Source organism: Serratia sp. (in: enterobacteria), assembly GCF_051654945.1.
Taxonomy (GTDB): Bacteria; Pseudomonadota; Gammaproteobacteria; order Enterobacterales; family Enterobacteriaceae; genus Chania.
This window is the reverse complement of the sequence record NZ_JBOFZA010000012.1, coordinates 17,422-37,011: the sequence shown is the minus strand read 5'-3', so window position 1 is coordinate 37,011 and position 19,590 is coordinate 17,422. Positions and strand designations below refer to the sequence as shown.

Sequence of the window (19,590 nt, the reverse complement as noted above, 5' to 3'; positions counted from 1 at the left end):
AACATGCTCAGGTGATGCGTCTATTCGACACGACACACGCCACCTTTGGTTTTGAGGCCAATGACGTTTGGTGCCTGTTCCACTCTTTCGCCTTCGACTTCTCGGTTTGGGAGTTGTGGGGAGCCCTGCGTTATGGTGGCACGCTGGTGTTGGTTCCCCATGCCATTACTCGTTCTCCACAGGCATTTTACTGGTTGATTTGTGAGCAGGGTGTCACTGTCTTGAACCAGACCCCGAGCGCCTTTACCGCCCTAATGGTGTATGCACAACCGCCATCGGATCGGCTGCGCTATGTCATCTTTGGCGGTGAAGCGCTGCAGCCATCGAGCCTGCGCGACTGGTATAGAATACGTAGCGAATCTCCCCCACAACTGGTGAACATGTACGGGATCACGGAAACGACGGTTCATGTCACCTGTTACCCGTTGACCTCATCCAATATGCAACAAGAAGACAGTGTGATCGGCCAACCTCTGCCGGACCTGAATCTATACCTTCTGGATGCGCATGGCCAGCCTGTTCCGATGGGTACCGTAGGTGAGATGTACGTAGGGGGGGCCGGTGTTGCTCGTGGATATCTGAACCGTCCCGAACTGACGGCAGAGCGTTTCTTGCAGGATCCCTTTGCGGGTGAAACTGACGCACGGATGTACAGATCAGGGGATCTGGCCCGTTATCTTCCAAACGGAGATCTGGCGTTTATGGGGCGCAATGACGACCAGGTCAAGATCCGGGGCTTCCGGATTGAATTGGGTGAAATTACTGCCCGATTGAACGAACACCCCTCCATTCGCGAAGCGGTGGTGGTGAGCCAAGGCAAGGAGACCGACAAGCGCCTAGTTGCTTATATTGTGGCACAGTCCGGGGCTCAACACACGTCGGTAGACGCTGACGCTGACGCTGGCTTGACGATGGCGGGAGTACTGCGTGATTACCTGAGTGGCCGTTTACCCGACTATATGGTGCCGTCTGCCTTTGTACGCTTGGATAGCTTACCGATAACGGGCAATGGCAAACTTGATCGGAGAGCGTTACCAGTGCCCGAAAGCGATGCCTTTGCTCATGCGGCATACGAAGCACCGCTGGGTGAAACAGAGCTCACTCTTGCTGGAGTCTGGTCAGAACTGCTTGGCGTTGAACACGTTGGTCGTCATGACAATTTCTTCTCCCTCGGGGGCCATTCACTCTTGGCTGTGCGGTTGATCGAGCTATTACGCCGCCAAGGTTTGAGTCTTGCTGTGCGTGATCTGTTTCGGACTCCCGTGTTGTCGGCTCTGGCCAGCACACTTGGGCAGCATGGTGAGATGGTGGTACCGCCAAACCTGATCAAGCCAGAGATGTCAAGAATTACGCCCGAACTGCTGCCATTGATAGACCTCAGTCAATCAGACATCGACCTGATCATTTCACAGGTTCCTGGAGGAGTTGCCAATATTCAGGATATCTACGCACTTTCGCCTATGCAGGACGGCATTCTGTTCCACCACATGCTGGAAAAAGAAGGTGACCCCTATTTGCTGGTTGCCCAGATGGCCTTTGCTGATCGTGAGACATTGGAGCGGTATCTGGCTGCAGTGCGACAGGTTGTAGACCGCCACGACATTTTGCGTACCTCTTTTGTTTGGGAAGGATTGTCTCGGCCCGCACAAGTTGTCTGGCGACAGGCTCCACTCTCAGTCACGGATATCGTCCTTGATTCGGCCGATGGTCCCATTACCGAGCAACTTTCTTGGCATTTTGATCCATGCAGGTACCGAATTGACCTGACTCAGGCACCGGTGCTACGTTTTATTGTTGCCCATGATCCCGTCTCAGGCCGCTTTATTCTGATGCAACTGCAGCATCACTTGATTGATGATGCTTCGTCCTTACAGTTTTTTTATAACGAAGTGCAGGCTTTCCTTAGCGATGAGGGTGATAAATTATCGTCGCCTCAGTCGTTCCGCAACCTGATCGGTCAAGTGCGGTTGGGCAAAAGCGTGGAGGAACATGAGCATTTCTTCAAATCAATGCTGGCTGACATAGAAGAGCCGACGCTGCCATTCGGATTGGCGGATGTGCATCTAGACGGCGCACAGGTAGGTCAGACACACCGCATGGTTTCGTCCGAACTCAATGATCGGTTGCGAGCGCAGGCGAGGCGTTTAAATGTGAGTCTCGCAAGTCTGTGTCACGTTGCCTTTGCTCAGGTACTGGCGCGCACCAGCGGCCAGGAAAAGGTTGTGTTTGGTACAGTACTGTTTGGGCGTATGCAAGCGGGCCATGGGGCAGATCGCGCCATGGGCATGTTCATCAACACGTTACCAATCCGATTTGATTTAGGTGACATTGATACTGCTGAAATTGTCCATCAGGCTCATGTTAGGCTGGCAGAGTTGCTCACCCACGAGCATGCTTCTCTGGCGCTAGCGCAACGGTGCAGTGGGGTCGCCATAGGTACGCCACTGTTCAGCGCATTGCTCAACTACCGGCACAATGATCGGTCTGGTGAGGGCAACATTGTCCAAACCATGCGGAAAATGCCAAGCGCCGAGTTCTTGAGTGAACAAGAGCGGACCAATTATCCGTTCACATTGTCTGTGGAAGATTTCAGCAATTCACTGGGGTTGACAGCCCAAGTGATCACGCCGTTTGATTCCGAGCGTGTATGTGGCTATATGGAGCAGGCATTAGGCAGTCTGGTACGAACCTTGGAGCACTCACCACATCGTCCGATTCGACAGTTGGACATTCTGCCTGCGTCTGAACGTACATTGCTGCTTAAGACATGGAACGCAACGGATGCATCATGCCCGAATAATTTATGTATTCATCATTTATTTGAGGAGCAGGTAGAGCGCAGTCCGAAAGCAACAGCACTGATCTTTGAGGGGAAAAAACTCAGTTACGGTGAGCTCAATGTTAGGGCCAATCGACTGGCACACCGGCTAATCGCGTTGGGCGTTGGACCAGACCTGCGGGTGGTGATCTGTGTCGAACGCTCTATGTCCATGGTTGTTGGCCTTATGGCGATCCTGAAAGCAGGTGGTGCCTATATCCCGCTCGATCCGAGTTATCCGATAGACCGACTGACCTACATCCTTGCCGATACGGCTCCGGTTCTTGTACTAGCCGATATGGTCGGGCGACAAGTGCTGGGTGAGGCGTTGCAATCCCACATTATACTTGATCCCAATGAACCCCAAGCAAGGGTATTGACGGAGGCTGATGACAATTTTCAGGTTCCCGGTCTTACACCTCACAACCTCGCTTATATCATCTATACCTCGGGTTCAACCGGGCACCCTAAGGGCGTCATGATTGAACACCGAGGATTAATAGCATCAACCTTGGCAAGAACCACGGTTTATAAGTCGAATTCCGAAGCCGTATTTTTACTTCTATCATCAATGGCGTTTGATAGTTCCATGGCAGGCATCTTTGGGACGTTAACAACCGGTGGTGCTTTATGTTTGCCAGGGAGCAATACCGTCGTAGATCCATATATTATCAGCCGCCTTTTAATTGAAAACACAGTCACCTCAGTGTTGTTGGTACCCTCTCTTGCCAGGCTAGTTCTGCCGCAAGTCGCCCAATTCGGGTATGATCAACTGCGTCAGGTGATCGTGGCAGGGGAGTTGTGCCCGGCGAAATTAGTTCAGGAAGTGACCTCAATATTCACTACAGTTGAATTATTCAATGAATACGGCCCAACTGAAGCGACAGTCTGGGCAACGGTTTATCGCTGCTCCTCTAGTGACGTTGATCCGGTTCCGATAGGCCGTCCGATTTCAAACAAATACATTTACCTCCTCGACGTACATGGTCAGCCTGTTCCGATAGGTGCGGTGGGAGAGATGTATATCGGAGGGGTAGGTGTTGCACGTGGATACTTGAACCTCCCCGAACTGACGTCAGACCGTTTCTTGCATGATCCATTTGTAGGCAAGCCTGGAGCACGTATGTATAAGACAGGGGACTTGGCCCGCTATCTGCCCAACGGAAACCTGGTGTTCCTGGGCCGTAATGACGACCAAGTCAAGATCCGGGGCTTGCGGATTGAACTAGGTGAAATAGTGGCCAGACTGACCGAGCATTCTTCAATCCGCGAGGCGGTTGTGGAAGTGCAAGGTGTAGACCCGGACAAGCGACTGGTCGCTTATGTCGTGGTTCATCCAATTTTAGGAAATGATACCTTCATATCTCCAGTCGGCTCAGAGGAGGGTTTACCACTTGTGGGGCGATTGCGCAATTATCTGAATGAACGTTTACCCGATTACATGGTGCCGTCTGCTTTTGTGCTCATGGAATGCTTGCCGCTAACCCCTAACGGCAAGCTTGATCGGCAGGCGTTGCCTGTACCTCAGGGCGAAGCTTTTGCCCATGCGGCCTACGAGACACCACTAGGTGAGATTGAAACTATCCTGGCAGCGCTTTGGTCAGGGTTGCTTGGGATTGAGCAGATCGGTCGCCATGACAACTTCTTTGCCCTCGGTGGTCATTCGCTCATGGCCGTCCAATTGATGCAGAAAGTCAGGGGTTATGGCTTGGAGTGTTCACTGAGCGATATTTTTGAATATCCACGATTGGCTAACTTAGCCTCTCAAATCGTACAACCGGCTGTATTTCATTCACATAGCAGAGCGATCACGGTGCGCGCTGGCGGGAGTGAGCTTCCGGTCTTTTTTGTTCCCTCGGGATTGGCTGATTATTCGTATGTAATTTCTTTAGCCCAACAAATCCGCGTTAACTGTCCGATCCATGTATTGCCGTGGTCGGCCATTGGCGACCCTCTACCTCGTTCAATAGAGAATATGGCCGAAAGAATGATACCGCTCATCCAAGCGGTACAGCCTGAAGGACCTTATCGGGTTGCCGGATATTCTTCTGGGGGAATACTTGCTTATGCCATCGCCCATGAGCTTATTTGCATAGGGGAACACGTTGAATTTTTAGGATTTATTGATGTTCCTGTGCCACAGGATTTGCTTTATAAAAATCAAGATATTCAGCACTATTTTATTGAGCATGTTAAATCGGTGGTTTCCGAGGCCGAGTGCGATAAATTCGATACGTTAAATAAAGGAGATGGGCTTGCTGTGCTGATGAAGAAAGCACAGGAATTGGGAGGCTATGATTTAAATGCAGACATCTCACTGGAAACAGTCAAATGGCAATCGATTTATCATTTTTCACAAATTGCCAGAGTCTATAAGCCATTACCATTACCGATCAATCTCTCTTATTTCTACGCAACTGAACGTGAGCACTCTCATCTGTCTCAAATTGATATGGTGGGCGGTTGGCGAGAGCTATTACCTGATTTAGAAATTAGTTCTGTTTCTATTCCTGGCAGCCATGTGTCCATGATGGAGGACGTTAGTAATCGCAAGTACTTGGCTGAAGCATTCGATCGAGTACTTTTGTAAGAAGCAATGATTGAGCAGTACGCTCATCTATGCATTCCAAAAGTTTGCATTCCGTGCAGCGGGATACACATCAGCATCTAATTATAACCCGGAGAAAACATGGCTAATCTCTACCGCGGACTTCTCACAACCCCCTATGTCATGGGGTTAGTGATCGCGAGTTCCATTGCTCGTCTGCCACAGGCAATGTTCGGCATCGGCATCATTACTATGTTAGTACAGCAGACGGGTCTTTATTGGCTGGCTGGTTCGGTCGCCGGAACCTTTACCTTGGCGAATGCGATTGTCGGTCCGCAAATCTCGAAACTCGTTGATCAGCATGGCCAGAGTCGGGTTTTACCCTTTGTGACCGCCTTCAGCATTGGTATGTTGCTGGCACTGATAATTGCTGTCTATATGAGTGCTCCGACTCTACTGCTTTTTATTCTTGCTGCATTGGCGGGTACGATGCCAAGCATGCCTGCCATGATAAGAGCACGCTGGACACAGCTTTTCCGTGGCAAGCCGCAATTACACACAGCCTTCTCGCTGGATACAGTTCTAACTGAACTTGCTTTTATAATCGGCCCACCACTCACCATTGGCCTGAGTACCAGTTTTTTCGCCGAAGCCGGGCCTCTTGTTGCCGTGTTGTTACTGATCACGGGCGTGACAGCGCTTCTTCTACAGCGAGAGACAGAACCGAAGGTCATCATAGCCGTCAGGAGGAACACAAGCTCGGCCTTACTTATCCCCGGCGTTCGTACCATTGTTCTGGCACTACTGGCGATGGGAGTAATAGGCGGCTCAATCGATGTGGCTGTGGTTGCCTTCAGCAACGCACAAGGTTGGCCAACATCTGCCAGTTTCATATTGGCAGCCTATGCGCTAGGCTCAATGATTTCGGGCCTGATATTCGGTGCATTAAGGGTTTCCTTACCCATTGAAAAGCAGTTCTTCATTGGGGTACTGTTAACTTCAGTCACAGCTGTATTGCCTATTTTCTCATCGGACGTCTACATCCTTTCCGTGGTGCTCTTTGTGGCAGGAATGTCATTTGCACCAACGATGGTCGTTGTTATGAATCTTGGTACGATCATTATTCCTCCGTCCAGACTCACCGAAGGACTCACTTGGATGACGACGGGTATCAGCATCGGTGTAGCTCTCGGGAGTGTCTTCGCGGGCATGGTCATTGACGTCTATGGCGCACGGTCAGGGTTTAGTGTAGCCATTGTTTCGGGTTTGGTCATGGTGGTTATCGTGCTTTTGGGACTACGTACACTTCGTGCCACATCAGCGACTGACACCGAACCTACCTTCCAGTAATCGCCCCGTTCAGGCCGCCCTCGTTGGCTGAGGGTTGCACTTTTTAAGCTAGGATGTTTCCTGAATGAAGGGAAATATCCCCCTAGGGAAATGCTTCCCCAAGGTAGAGTACGCGGTCCCCGAGAAATCGACGTGCGCCCGAATTATGTGCTGGTGTGTTACATTGACGATGAAAACAACATATTGGTGGTGGTGCGTGTGCTTTATGCTGCCCAGCAATGGCCGTAATTACAATGACAAACGTGACAAAATTTCCGGTGGATCCGGTGTGGAACCCCATATGGCGGTATCCTGCAGGCAGATGCGTACGGTGGCTATAATGCACTGCCCGAAGACGGGTGCATCACCGAAGCTGCCTGCATGGCGCACGCCCGGCGAAAAATCCACGACGTTCACGTCCGTACGCCAACGGATATCACCACCGAAGCGCTGAAGCTCATCGGTGAGCTGTATGCCATCGAGGCAGAGATACGCGGCAGCCCGGCAGCCCGGCAGACGAACGGCAGGCGGTCCGGAAAGCGCAGACCATCCCGCTGATGCAGTTGCTGTATAATAGGGTCCAGTTGCAGATGAAGGTGCTGTCGCGCCACTCGGATACGGCGAAGGTGTTCGCGTACCTGCTGAAGCAGTGAGATGCGCTGAATCTGTACTGCGGCAACGGCTGGGCCGAAATAGATGGTTGCGGTAGGGATAGCCGTTACCGGCTACCCCCCTCGAGGATCCGGACGTGCGCTGTTAACGCATCCGGCTCTTACCTTGGGTTCTGGCGTCAAAGCGATGCATCGGGTGTGGGTGGACTATTCTGGGGGATGGCAACCAGCGTTTGCACAGCTGACCGTAACGTTGCCTCTATCTGGGTGTCAATACGGTCTGCCAAATTATCTCAATCCAATAAAGATTTCTTTGCTGCCTTTCTGAGCGCCCCGTAGCACCCTGTATGGATTCTATCCATGCAGGAGTGCGCGCTATGAAAATCAGCACGTTGCTGACGTTGTTCCCTCTGCTGATGCCGGCATCGGTGCTTGCCGGCACGGTACTCTATACCGATTCTCACCATCCCCCGAGCAACGTCGATGCATCGGTATCCGTTATCTACCTTGACGGTCCGGATCAACTGCAAACACAGACGTTTGGTGAGCTGTCATCGAATCCGGATGAGGCCGAACGTCAGGCTAAAACCATACTGCAGTCACCGCAATGGCAGGCCCATGAGCAGGAACTGGCTACGGTATACCGCGCGGTGGTGCGTGCCTGGGAACTGGGCGTGACAAAAGTGCCGGCCGTCGTGTTTGACAACAGGGATGTGGTGTATGGCACGGCTGACGTAGCCCAGGCCTTGGCACTGCGCGTCCAGTCATCGGGGGGACAGTGATATGCAGCGAACCCCTTTTTATGGTGTGCCTGCGGGGCAACCTCGGCTTACCCTCAAATCCCTCAGCGTGGCCATTATGCTGTCTGCCGCCAGCGTGCCGGCGGCGAACGCCGCTCTGAACAGCGCGCATGTTGCCAGTGCCGTATCGCAGGCCTGCATCAGCTGGCGCGTCAGCGGCATTTGCTACTGGTTGCTGTGTACGCCGTTTGGCTGCAAGGTGCGGACCTCCGTCAAGGTCACCCACTTTATCCCGGAAGCCGTGGTGTCAGCGTATAACACCCAGGGAGGTAATCCCTGGAGTGAAATGTCGATGGTGAGCCAGGCAGCCAGCGGGCTGGAAAGCAGTATTACCAGTGCGCTGAGCGGCGTGTCTGCCGGCGGTGGCAACAACGAGCTGAAAACGCCCGGGCAACGTAAAACCAACCTCCACTTCAAGTATGCCGATGCCATTGGCCATCCGGCGACGTCCCTGATTGGCGGCAGCATTGCCGGCTACTCATGCCGCAGCGCGGCGACCCCTTTTGTGCCGTATTTCCTCAGCACGCTGGACAGCCTGGCATGGCGTACCGGTATGCCCGAATCGTTGTACCCGGAGGCGTTGATCCCCGGTCAGCGAGAGGTGGGCAGCCAGGCGGCCGCGAATATGTGGGGTAACGTCTATCCCCGATCGGGGTTTGTGACCCAGGTTGATGACGACAAGGCCGGCGCCCTGGTGGCGCAGCGGGTAGCGGATATCATCACCCGTTCTGGCCAGCCCCATGTCTATCAGCCCCTGATGGGCCAGCGATCGGAAGGGTACTGGCCACCAGGTGCCGTTCAGGAAAACACCGGAACCAGCAACCACAAATGGCAGCGGCTGGCGCCGCAGCTCAGTCAGTCCTGTGCCGTCTTTCCGGACGGCGACCATCCGCCGGCAGCGGATGCGAGCGCTGCCTTTGCCCTGTGGCAACCCTACAGCTGCTGCCAGCGCCGTGGGCAGCGTTTCCTCTACAGCACGGATTTTTGAGGCATGAACGATGAATAACACAATGAATAAATCTCTTTGGGGACGGCGCAGCCTGCTGTCTATGCTGATTGCCGGCAGCCTGGCGCTGGCCGACGTGAATGCGTACGCTGACGACAATGACGATAACGGCACCCTGTTTGGCATTTCGTTGCCCCAGGTGAATGACAGCAATGTGGGGTACGGGAAGAGCGCCAGCGGCGCAGTCTCGGACAAGTTGTTTTACTCCCTGGGCGGCGGCTCGGTGATTTCACAGCCGGCGACGCGCGGCAACATGCAGCGGCTGGGCATGAACCTGGGCTGGAGCTCGGATTTGATGTGCGGCAACTTCGACCTGAAGACGACGATCGGTAATCAGCTCAACGGCGTCACAGACGGGTTTAAGAACCTGATGGGCACCGTTATTCAGGGCGCCACTGGCGCGGTAGCCAGCCTGCCGGCGATGGCTATCCAGCGTGCCAACCCGGGGTTGTATGAAATGCTGACCAATGGGGTGCTGCAGGGCGGTGTCGCCTTCGACAAGGCGCAGTTGAACTGTCAGAACCTCTCCAAACGTATGATGGATATGGCGGACTCCGGCGGCTGGAGCCAGGCCGCCGCGATGGAGGAAGCCAAGAGCCTGATCAATAACGGGGACGCGGATGCGGTGCGGTCGATGAATGCCACGGAGAAGGTAACCGGGCAATCCGGCCAGACTTGGATCGGCGGTCAAAAGCGGGGTGGAGCCGGTCAGCCGGCCATCAAGCCAACGCACGACCTGGCGGCCGCCGGCTATAACATGATGAATGCGTTGCCGGTCACCAGTACCTCCAGCGTATCCGGCAGTAGCTGTACCGGCGGTGCCTGTGCCAAATACGCCAGCAGTGAAGAAGCGGCGGCTGCAGTGGTGAAGGTGTTGGGAGATTCCTCCCTGCGCACCTGCAAGGATGCGGCGCAATGCACCAGTGGTGAAGGCAGCGAACAGCCAGGCAGTACCGTGGCCGGCACCGGCTTTGCCCCGATGCTGGAAGAGGCGACGAAAGCGAATAACGAGCAGTTGGCCAAACTGGTCAACGGGGCAGAGAAACCCACTTCGGCCAACCTGGCCAAACTCAAAACAGGCAGCCTGGCGGTGACCGCCGGTGTCATCAAGGCACTGCAGCGCGACCCGGATAATGCTGCTCTGGTCGGCCGCCTGGCCAGTGAACTGGCGATGGCGGACACCATTGAAACGGCCTTTATCATGCGCCGTATGGTCACCACCGGCATGTCAGAGCCCAATGCCGCAGTCCAGAAAATGGCGATGGAAGAGGGTGATCGGCGTATCGAGGCGCTGGACCGCGAAATCACGGCGCTGAAAAACGAGATGGAGATGAAACGCGAGATTTCCCGTAACGCGGTGCTGACCATCATCGATCGCGAGAACAACCGTGCGGAAACCAACCCGCAGCGTCAGTCGGTTGACAGCCCGGACACCAGGTTCAACCAGCTGGCCGTACCGGAAAGCGACCAGTAATCGTGGGGATGCATCAATGACTGGAACAGATAAACAAGGTGTGTCGCCCCGCAGGGGCGGCCGGCTCGGTCACCGGGCAAAGCGTGTCCTGCAGATGCTGGGCATGCTGGTGATTGCGATGATAGTGGCGTTGGGCATGGCCCACTGGGGTGTCAATCACCCAGGAGAGAGTGCCGCGCTGCGTGACTGGATGCAGAACGCACGTTATGGCTGGCTGAGCTGGCGCCTGGCGCTATACGCCGTGCTGGCCTGGGGATTCTGGAAAATCTGGCATGCACCGGGCTGCAAGCCGGAATACCGGCAACCCCTCAAACGCATGGCCATTGGCTGCGTGTTTTTTGCCCTGGCCTGTGAATACAGTCTCTTTGGTGGAGGGCTGTCGTTATGATGACCAACAGCTATCTGGAGTATTTCCTGACGTTGCTTGGCTGGCTGATTAACAATGGCCTGTGGGAGCTGCTGGTCAGTACGGGGCTGTTTGTGCTGCCGTTGCTGTTCAAGGTAGTGGCCATCTGGCTGAAGGTGCGTGAGGAAGGGGAGGATGAGGGCAACAAAGGGATGTTGTCCCTGCCACGCATCGAAAACCTGCTCTACGGGGCATTCTTTGTGATGCTGGCCTGCTGTCTACCGCTGATGAATGTCAGCCTCGACACCATCAAGTACGACAGCAGCCGGGCGGCGACCTGTGGCACCTGGACACCGAAGAAGCCGGATGAAACGGGCTACGCCAACATCATGTCGAGCCTGAATGGCCAGACGGCGAAGGTGCCGGTGTGGTGGTTGCTGATGCATAAGCTTTCGAAGGGGATCACGTCGGCGGCTGTGGCCACCATTCCGTGCAGGCCTGATCTGCGGCAGGTCCGTTTTGAAGTCCAACACAGTCGGGTCAACAACCCGGCGCTGGCGAAGGAGCTGCAGGACTTCACCAACGACTGCTACGCGCTGGCATTGTATACCTGGCAGAACCGCGACCAGGGCCAGACGACGGACAAAGCCACCCTGCGTGACATCGAGTGGCTGGGGTCGAAGACCTTCCTGAATGGTGGGTACTATAACAACCTGCAGTCCAAAACGCCGCGTACCAGTTTCCCCTGGAATGAGGGGCGGGACAGCGGCCGGCCAAACACCGGACGAGGGGGATACCCAACCTGCAGCGAGTGGTGGTCAGCCGGCGAGACAGGGCTGGAGGCTCGCGTGGTGAAACAGGTCGATCCGGGCGTCATGCTGCGGATGTCTGCCGCGCTGAAGATGATGGGGCAACCGGGTGCAGATTATAAGGAAGCCGTGGTACGTCGACTGGTCAGCCCGGACAACCTCACGGTTTCCCAGGGCGGACGAGCTTATGCCGGCTACGGCGGCAACGCGGACTTTACCCTGGACAACTCAGTTAACCGTATTGCCTCGATGGGCGGGACCGCACTGGGGAGTCTGGCGGCATATCCGGCTTTTGATGCGATGCGTCAGGCGCTGCCGATGGTGCAGGCGGTACTGCTGATGGCGGTCTATATCATGGTGCCACTCATCCTGGCCTTTGCGGCCTACGAGTACAAGACGGTGATCACCGTGACGTTTGTGGTGTTTGCGCTGAATTTCCTGACGTTCTGGTGGGAGCTGGCGCGCTGGCTGGATAGCTGGTTACTGGAGGCATTGTACAGTTCGGACTCGCACAGTCGCTGGAATGTGGCCGGGTTCCAGAATAGTGCCGATGACCTGATTATGAACCTGGTGATGGGCTGTATGTTTCTTATACTTCCAGCAGTTTGGCTTGCTGCATTCTCATGGGCTGGTGTACGAATTGGCGAACTGTCCCGCATGGTGACTGAGGGCACGTCTAAGTCCCAACAAACAGGCGGACTTGCAGGTGATGCAGTTGCTTCAAAAATTGCATCAGGAGGAAAATAGTTAGGAGCCTGTTGAGCCATCTGAACCGTTGGAACCATTAGAGCCATAGTTACATGTATGGCTCTTTTCTTCCCAGTTAGTAACCTTTACATTCACTGTAGGTCTGAGAAACTCCATAACGGAAGGGAGCAGTAAAAATGACCAAACAAACAGAATTATAGCGCCTACTAGTAACCCCCCCGTTAGACAACTAACAGCTGATATGGCAACTAAACATGTGATAGGCACATGGCCCAACCAGGTTGGTAGGTTGTATTTACGAGCCTTTGAGACCCAGTACGAATCCCATCTCAAAATTGAACCTTTAAGGCGCTTCCACAGGCTTGCCATGCGTACTCCACGCTGATAGGCGTGGTGCTGTCTTGTTTCGTTCATCATCACTCCTTAGCCAGATGATAACTTGACCTCATCCTAGCTTAAATAACAATCAATTGCTATTCACTTGGCTCATCAGGCCGTAAGCGGCCAAGCCTTTTTGTGTTCGGTGATGCGCCAGTCATTGTTTAAAGCAAACTCTCTCCTGTATGGTTGTAGTGGGCTAGAACTTGACTGAAATGGTGTTGGCAAATCAGGGGAACAGAGGTAACAGCTGACGGATAATATGGTGCTGACAAAACTACTGGATGAGCTATAGGTCATTGACCTCAGGGGAAAGGGAGAGTTCTGCAGAATAGACCGTATCTGCACAAATGTATTGGGTGTAGAGCTAAATTGCGGGTATGTCGGAAGATGGTACGCAATTTATTACGTGAAAACGCTGTAATTCTTATCCAGTGTTACGTAAAATATCACGTAACTCAATTCATTAAATTTTTTACGGATTACAGCATGGCTAGTATTGATGCAGATTACTGCTATTCGTTTCCAGCTATACGTGGCATCCAGGCTGGTCGTCCTTTCTACATCGCCACATGCCCGATGCGAATCATACCCAAAATATTCAGCTTTGATGAAAATGACGTCCCTCCTGAGCTACGCGCACAACGCACGCTGAATAAATCACGTATCCCCGAAATGGTGCGTTATCTTCTGGAAAATCCAAAAGATTATGTGTTCTCTGCGCTTACAGCATCCATCGCCGTTGACGTCCAATTTGATGAGTACCCAGGTACAAACAATCTGGGAACGTTATGCGTACCGATGGATGCGCAAATTCTGATCAATGACGGTCAGCATCGTCGTAAAGCAATAGAAGATGCTTTAGAAGCACGCCCAGAGTTGGGGCAGGATAACATTCCGGTGCTGTTTTTTGTCGATGAAGGATTAAAACGCAGCCAACAGATGTTTGCCGATCTGAATAAATACGCTATTCGTCCTAGCCCATCACTGGCATCCCTGTATGATCATCGAGATGCCAGTTCGAATCTGGCGCGTTATCTGGCAATGTCCGTAGAGCCGTTTGTCGGAATGACTGAGCTGGAAAAATCCGGTATCAGTCAGCGGTCAAATAAATTATTTACGTTAAGCAGCATCAAACAAGCTACCCGTGCGTTGCTGGGAAAAGATCCTAAAGAGGGCAATTTTGAAGAGTGTACCCAGATAGCAACTCGCTATTGGCAGGCTATTTATCATGTAATGCCTGACTGGCAGTTAGCCGCAAAAAAAGAAGTTTCACCGGTTCAACTACGTCAGGACTATGTTCACGCTCATGGCATTGGATTGCAGGCACTTGGACAACTGGGATATACCCTGCTGACGGATTATCCTGAGCAATGGCCAGATAAAATAGCTGCACTCAAAACATTTAACTGGCGCAGAAACAATCCGGACCTCATCAAGCGTGCGATGCAGCATGGTAAGCTGAGTAAAACTAGTACAGCGATCCAGCTTACCTGTAATGCGCTAAAAACCGCGCTCTCAATCCCCCTCACTCCTGAAGAACAGGAGCTTGAAGCTCAAATGGTTGTCTCATGAGTAAATTAGTTCAGGCCTTCGATCTGGCCGAATATGAAGATTTTATTAATCAGGAGCAGTTCGCCGGACGTCCTCTGGCTGAATATGTTGCCGAAGTACAAAGAATTTACTGTGCGGATAAGCGTCCGTGGGTGATTGGCTACAGCGGTGGGAAGGATTCTTCCGCCGTGATCACGCTGGTGTATCTGGCATTGCTCGGCCTGCCCCCGGAAATGCGCAGCAAAGATGTTTTTTTGGTGTCATCCGATACGTTGGTGGAAACACCGGTGGTCGTGGATCTGATTAAGAAAACGATGTTGCAGATTGAAGCAGGCGCAAAACGTAATGGCCTGCCGATCACTCAACATGCCGTGATGCCAAAAACCCATGAAACCTTCTGGGTTAATCTGCTGGGGAAAGGTTATCCGGCCCCAACCCGGAGTTTTCGCTGGTGTACTGAACGGATGAAGATCAATCCAGTGAGTGACTTTATTAAAGATAAGGTCAGCCAGTTTGATGAAGTGATTGTTGTCCTCGGCTCACGTAGCAGCGAGAGTGCCTCTCGTGCACAGGTAATCGCAAAACACAAAATTGATGGTTCACGTCTGGCCCGGCATACCACGCTGGCAAACGCGTTTATCTATACCCCTATTGATACCTGGGATGTGGAGGATGTCTGGAAGCTGCTGCGCGGCGCGTTCCGCTATGCCCCTGAGGATATCGACGAATGGGAAAGTCCGTGGGGTGGAAACAACCGCCCGCTATGGACGCTGTATATGGACTCGTCCGCACAGGGTGAGTGTCCCCTGGTGATCGACGAAAGTACCCCCTCTTGCGGGAATTCTCGCTTTGGCTGCTGGACCTGTACCGTAGTCACCAAAGATAAAGCGATGGAAAGTCTGATCAAAAATGGCGAAGAATGGATGTCGCCATTGCTGAAATATCGTGATCTGCTGGCATTTACCACCGATCCGGTGAATAAAGACACCTATCGCAACTATAAACGCCGCACCGGTAAGGTGAGCTATCAGTACGCTAAAGACGGCGAAGATCGCAGTGCAGAGCGTAAGCATGTTCCTGGCCCCTACTGGCTCAAATACCGCCAGCAGTGGTTAAAAGACTTACTGGAAATTGAGCGTGATTTAAACGCCCAAGGCCACACGATTACGTTAATTACCCAGCCGGAGCTGCATGCTATCCGTCAGGAGTGGTTGAAAGATCCTAACGAGCCAGACTGGTATGACACGTTGCCAAGTATTTACCGCGAGGTATATCAGCAGGATCTGGAATGGGTGGTTGACGATCAGTCACGCTTTGATGCCAGCGATGCTGATTTGCTAGCACAGTTAACGCAGGGGTTTGACGTAGAACCTGAAATGGTTATGAAACTGATTGAGCTGGAAACATCGATGGAAGGGTTAAGTCGTCGTCAGGGGATTTTTGACAAGCTCGGCACAATTTTGAAGCAGGACTGGGGCAGCCTGGAAAAGATCCAGCAGCAACAGGCAACGCTGCAAAAACGCAACGATCGGGATATTCATCAGGACGAAGTTGAAAAGCTGGAAGATGAACTCCAGATTTTACAGCGCAGAATTGTCGATGCGGGTGAAACATCCGTGCTTGTCGATGAGGAAAATGAACGTGCTCATTAAGCAACTGGTAATCCGTAATTTTCGGGTATTTAACGGTACACATACCATCGATCTGGCTCCCAGAAAGCGCCCGCATGAAGTGATCCCCCGCCCGATTGTGTTATTTGGTGGTTTAAATGGCGCAGGAAAAACGTCTATTTTATCAGCAATTCGACTGGCACTGTATGGCCGTTTAGCGTTTGGCCCGGCAATACAGCAGCAGGAGTATATTGAACAACTTGGAGCGCTGGTACATAACGGGACGTATGTGGCAGAGCGCCCAGAAGAGGCCGCAGTAGAACTAACGTTTACCTATAACCAAAACGGCCGTGAGACTGAATTTACCGTCACACGTAGCTGGAAAAAAGGAAAGAAAGATCGTCTCTCTTTGCAGCAGGATGGACAACCGCGTAGTGAACTCAGCTATGACCAGTGCCAGGGATTTTTGAATGAATTAATCCCTCATGGTGTTGCTGATCTTTTCTTTTTTGATGGAGAAAAGATTGCAGAGCTGGCGGAGGATGAATCTGGCAATATTCTGCGTACTGCAGTGCGCCGTCTGCTAGGGCTGGATCTAATCGCCAAGTTGCAAAATGACCTGATGATTTTTATAAAGCGCCAGCAAACCACCCAGCTAGCTGGCCCCCAGCAACAACAGGTTGAAGCGCTTGAGACAAAAATTAAAGTGCTTGCCAGTCAGGCGGAAAAATTGCTGGAAGAAGCCGATTTCGTCAACTCGCGGATTGAATTTTTATCTCAAGATATTATTCGCCATGAGGGATTGTTAAATGCTCAAGGCGGCGCATTTGCCCAAACCAAAGCGCAGGAAAAACTGAAAGTTGAAACGCTGTTAAAAGAAAAAGAACGTCTGGAAAAAGCGTTACGACAGGAATGCGAGGGTGCTTTACCCTATGCTCTGGCTCCAAATATGTTGTCGCGTTTGCTGGAGAAACTGGCTGATGAAACGCAGATCAAGCAGGCGAAAAGTTTTGAGAAAGAGCTGGCGCAGTTTTTAGCCCAACTCCAGAAAGACATTACATTCCGCACCAGTAGCGAGAGTAGTACAAAAAAAATAGCCGCCGAGGTTATTTCTGAGAATTTGACAGCATATATAGCGGCTAAACCTAAAGGCGATTTACTGTTTGATATATCGGAGCGCGAAACGGGTATGCTCCAGCAGTCTATTGAGCATGATAGCAAAAAAGCAATGCAGCGTTTTGATGTTTATCGCCATCAGTTAGCAGATATTGAACAACAACTGGAGCAGGCCGCCGCTAATATAGCTCGCGCCCCGGAAGATGAGCAGTTAATGGATCTATTTGCGGCATTACGCAGTCTCGACCAGAAGCGTGAAAAACAGCGGCAAAAATACCGCTCGCTGCTGGAAGAGGCTAAACGGGTGAAACAGCAGCAACTGGACTATGTTCGTCAAGTGCAGAAAGCGCATGATGCTACCCGTAGCCAACATGGTTTTAGCAGCGCATTTAAAAATGCGCAGGAGACTATTAACCTGCTCGATTACTACAGCGATGTATTAACGCAGGCGCGAGTGAAAAAGTTATCTGCTAACTTTGAAACTGCCTACCACAAGCTGGCTCGTAAAGAGGATTTACAGCTTAATGCACATATCAATCCACAGACGTTTGATGTTGAACTGGTGGATGAAAAGGGTTCGGTAATTAATCGTAAGCTGCTTTCTGCGGGTGAAAAGCAGATTTATGCGATCGCTATTCTTGAGGCGCTGGCAAAAACCTCTGGGCGTGATTTCCCGGTGATTATTGATACGCCGTTAGGACGTCTGGATTCTCAGCACCGGGATAAGTTGATTAATCATTATTTCCCAGAGGCGAGCCATCAGGTTGTGTTGTTATCCACCGATACGGAAGTGGACGAGCGTTATTTTGTTGATCGACTGCGTGATGATATTTCTCATGCTTATGAGATTGTGTTTAATGCACATACCAAATCATCTGCGCTGAAGCCTGGCTATTTCTGGGAATTAACCAAGGAGGCGATCTGATGCTCCCAAATCGAATGATGCTTAATCGTCAGACTGAAGACCAGCTTAAAAAGCTTAAAGGATATACTGGGATTACGCCCAATGTCGCTGCTCGACTGGCATTTTTCCGCTCGGTAGAGAGTGAGTTTCGCTATTCGCCTGAGCGGGATAGTAAGAAGCTGGATGGCTCGCTGGTGCTGGATAAAATTACGTGGCTGGGGGAAACACTGCAAGCTACGGAACTGGTGTTGAAAATGCTTTATCCTCAACTAGAACAGAAAGCGATGATTAAGGCGTGGGCGGCGCATGTTGAGGATGGGATTGCGGCGTTAAGAAATCATCGTGGTTTAAAGGATTTCACTCTAAGCTTATAATAAAAAGCCCTATGGGAAATAGGGCTAAATTTAGAATTAAGAAATAAAGCTCTTCATTATTTTATAAACATAACCTGATGATTTTGAGACAGCATCAAAAGTTTCAAAATAAGAGTCGTCCAAATCAATTTCTTTTAGTTTAGAATAAAACAAGTCCTTATCTATAACATCGCCATAATTTATGACACCCTCATCAACATAAATATTATAAACATCCCTTAATAATCTAATCAAAGAAATAAAACCAACTGTTTTATTAAGTACGGATTTTTTGTTTTTACTATTCCACGCACTAGGCCATAGTTCGCTAACCACAGAGAAGAAATTATGTACAACAACTGCAATAGTTGAGTCATCTGAGTTAATGAAATTTTTACGGAATGGCAATGCTCTAAAACTAGCATTATTATTATCAGGCAATTGCATGTTTTTTATTCCGATAAAATTTTTCTTTTTCCCTAATAAGATATCGCGGTCTAAGCTTGGTCTCTTTGAAATTAATTTCACAATATTCTCAACAAAAGCAGCTTGTGTTAGAACCTCCGAATCGACACCAACTGTTTTTACCCCCAACCGTTTTATTCTTCTAAAAAATGGTGACCCTTCTCTTGAGTTCAAAATAACAGCTATTTGATGTGCTGTTTTTGACGGGTTTCGAGCAAGAGCAAGAGACTCTAGATCATAAACTAAGCTCTTATTAACTTTTGTCTGATTCTGATTGACCATTGTAAAAACTTGCGCTTGGGTATGTAAATCAGCCTCTACAAAAATAGTAACAAGAACTTCGAAATCTACTTTCTCATCATATTGAGAAATAAATGAAAAATCAGTTTCTTCAAAACCAGCCAGCCTATGTTGACCATCTAGTATTTTTGCGATTTTTCCACTTTGATAATCTTCAAATTTTATCGTAATTTCATTATCATTTATTTCTAAAAAATCACCATCGATAGCAACAATAATAGAATTAGGAAAGGTGGCATCAACGGAACCGATATATTCACGGATTTTTTTAACTCTATTTTTATTCAGTTCACGCTGGATACCCAAATAGGTGTCAATATTATCCTCGGACTGTTCCTCTTCTAACCTTCTAACATCAGAGTAAGATATCGAGTATAAATCTCGAGCTTTCATAACACAGCAGTAAAACTCACCGATGGGTTGAGTAACTTTTAAAAATTTTGTAGTTACTTTTTTCATTT

Annotated in this window: 13 protein-coding genes and 1 pseudogene; 13 read left to right on the top strand and 1 reads right to left on the bottom strand. The window is 51.0% G+C overall.

Features of this window, described 5'->3' with window-relative positions:
• The 13 genes and pseudogenes from ACRDCA_RS00255 to dndE all read left to right on the top strand — a co-directional run.
• A partial coding sequence (locus tag ACRDCA_RS00255; RefSeq protein WP_438687772.1) for an amino acid adenylation domain-containing protein occupies nt 1-5,408 on the top strand: 5,408 nt, incomplete at its 5' end.
• A gap of 99 nt (nt 5,409-5,507) precedes the next feature.
• Nucleotides 5,508-6,716 carry an MFS transporter gene (locus ACRDCA_RS00250; RefSeq protein ID WP_438687771.1) on the top strand — a complete coding sequence of 403 codons (1,209 nt, stop codon included), beginning with the start codon at nt 5,508-5,510 and terminating at the stop codon, nt 6,714-6,716.
• Between the two features lie 90 nt (nt 6,717-6,806).
• A complete protein-coding gene (locus ACRDCA_RS00245) occupies nt 6,807-6,944 on the top strand; it encodes a type II toxin-antitoxin system RelE/ParE family toxin (protein ID WP_438687770.1) in 138 nt (45 codons plus the stop codon).
• Between the two features lie 51 nt (nt 6,945-6,995).
• Nucleotides 6,996-7,345 (top strand): annotated as a pseudogene (locus tag ACRDCA_RS00240) (IS66 family transposase); the annotation flags it as partial.
• A gap of 338 nt (nt 7,346-7,683) precedes the next feature.
• Nucleotides 7,684-8,088, top strand: a complete 405-nt coding sequence (locus ACRDCA_RS00235) for a TIGR03757 family integrating conjugative element protein (RefSeq protein ID WP_438687769.1) — start codon at nt 7,684-7,686, stop codon at nt 8,086-8,088.
• A gap of 1 nt (nt 8,089) precedes the next feature.
• A complete protein-coding gene (locus ACRDCA_RS00230) occupies nt 8,090-9,094 on the top strand; it encodes a TIGR03756 family integrating conjugative element protein (protein ID WP_438687768.1) in 1,005 nt (334 codons plus the stop codon).
• Between the two features lie 10 nt (nt 9,095-9,104).
• A complete protein-coding gene (locus ACRDCA_RS00225; protein WP_438687767.1) occupies nt 9,105-10,586 on the top strand; it encodes an integrating conjugative element protein in 1,482 nt (493 codons plus the stop codon).
• A gap of 16 nt (nt 10,587-10,602) precedes the next feature.
• Nucleotides 10,603-10,974, top strand: coding sequence for a hypothetical protein (locus ACRDCA_RS00220; protein WP_438687766.1), 372 nt, complete (start codon nt 10,603-10,605; stop codon nt 10,972-10,974).
• Nucleotides 10,971-12,488, top strand: coding sequence for a conjugal transfer protein TraG N-terminal domain-containing protein (locus ACRDCA_RS00215; protein WP_438687765.1), 1,518 nt, complete (start codon nt 10,971-10,973; stop codon nt 12,486-12,488). The genes ACRDCA_RS00220 and ACRDCA_RS00215 overlap by 4 nt, the downstream gene beginning before the upstream one ends.
• 828 nt (nt 12,489-13,316) lie before the next feature.
• Nucleotides 13,317-14,402 (top strand): DNA sulfur modification protein DndB, encoded by a 1,086-nt coding sequence (gene dndB / locus ACRDCA_RS00210; RefSeq protein ID WP_438687764.1) that lies wholly within the window; start codon nt 13,317-13,319, stop codon nt 14,400-14,402.
• Nucleotides 14,399-16,033, top strand: a complete 1,635-nt coding sequence (gene dndC / locus ACRDCA_RS00205) for a DNA phosphorothioation system sulfurtransferase DndC (protein WP_438687763.1) — start codon at nt 14,399-14,401, stop codon at nt 16,031-16,033. Before dndB ends, dndC begins: the two co-directional genes overlap by 4 nt.
• A complete protein-coding gene (dndD, locus tag ACRDCA_RS00200; RefSeq protein WP_438687773.1) occupies nt 16,023-18,032 on the top strand; it encodes a DNA sulfur modification protein DndD in 2,010 nt (669 codons plus the stop codon). The genes dndC and dndD overlap by 11 nt, the downstream gene beginning before the upstream one ends.
• Nucleotides 18,032-18,385 (top strand): DNA sulfur modification protein DndE, encoded by a 354-nt coding sequence (gene dndE, locus ACRDCA_RS00195; protein ID WP_438687762.1) that lies wholly within the window; start codon nt 18,032-18,034, stop codon nt 18,383-18,385. Before dndD ends, dndE begins: the two co-directional genes overlap by 1 nt.
• A 36-nt stretch (nt 18,386-18,421) precedes the next feature.
• Here the strand turns inward: dndE and ACRDCA_RS00190 are convergent, their stop codons facing one another.
• The gene (locus ACRDCA_RS00190; RefSeq protein ID WP_438687761.1) at nt 18,422-19,588 is read right to left on the bottom strand and encodes a DGQHR domain-containing protein; all 1,167 of its coding nucleotides are present in this window, start codon (nt 19,586-19,588) and stop codon (nt 18,422-18,424) included.
• Nucleotides 19,589-19,590 lie beyond the last annotated feature (2 nt).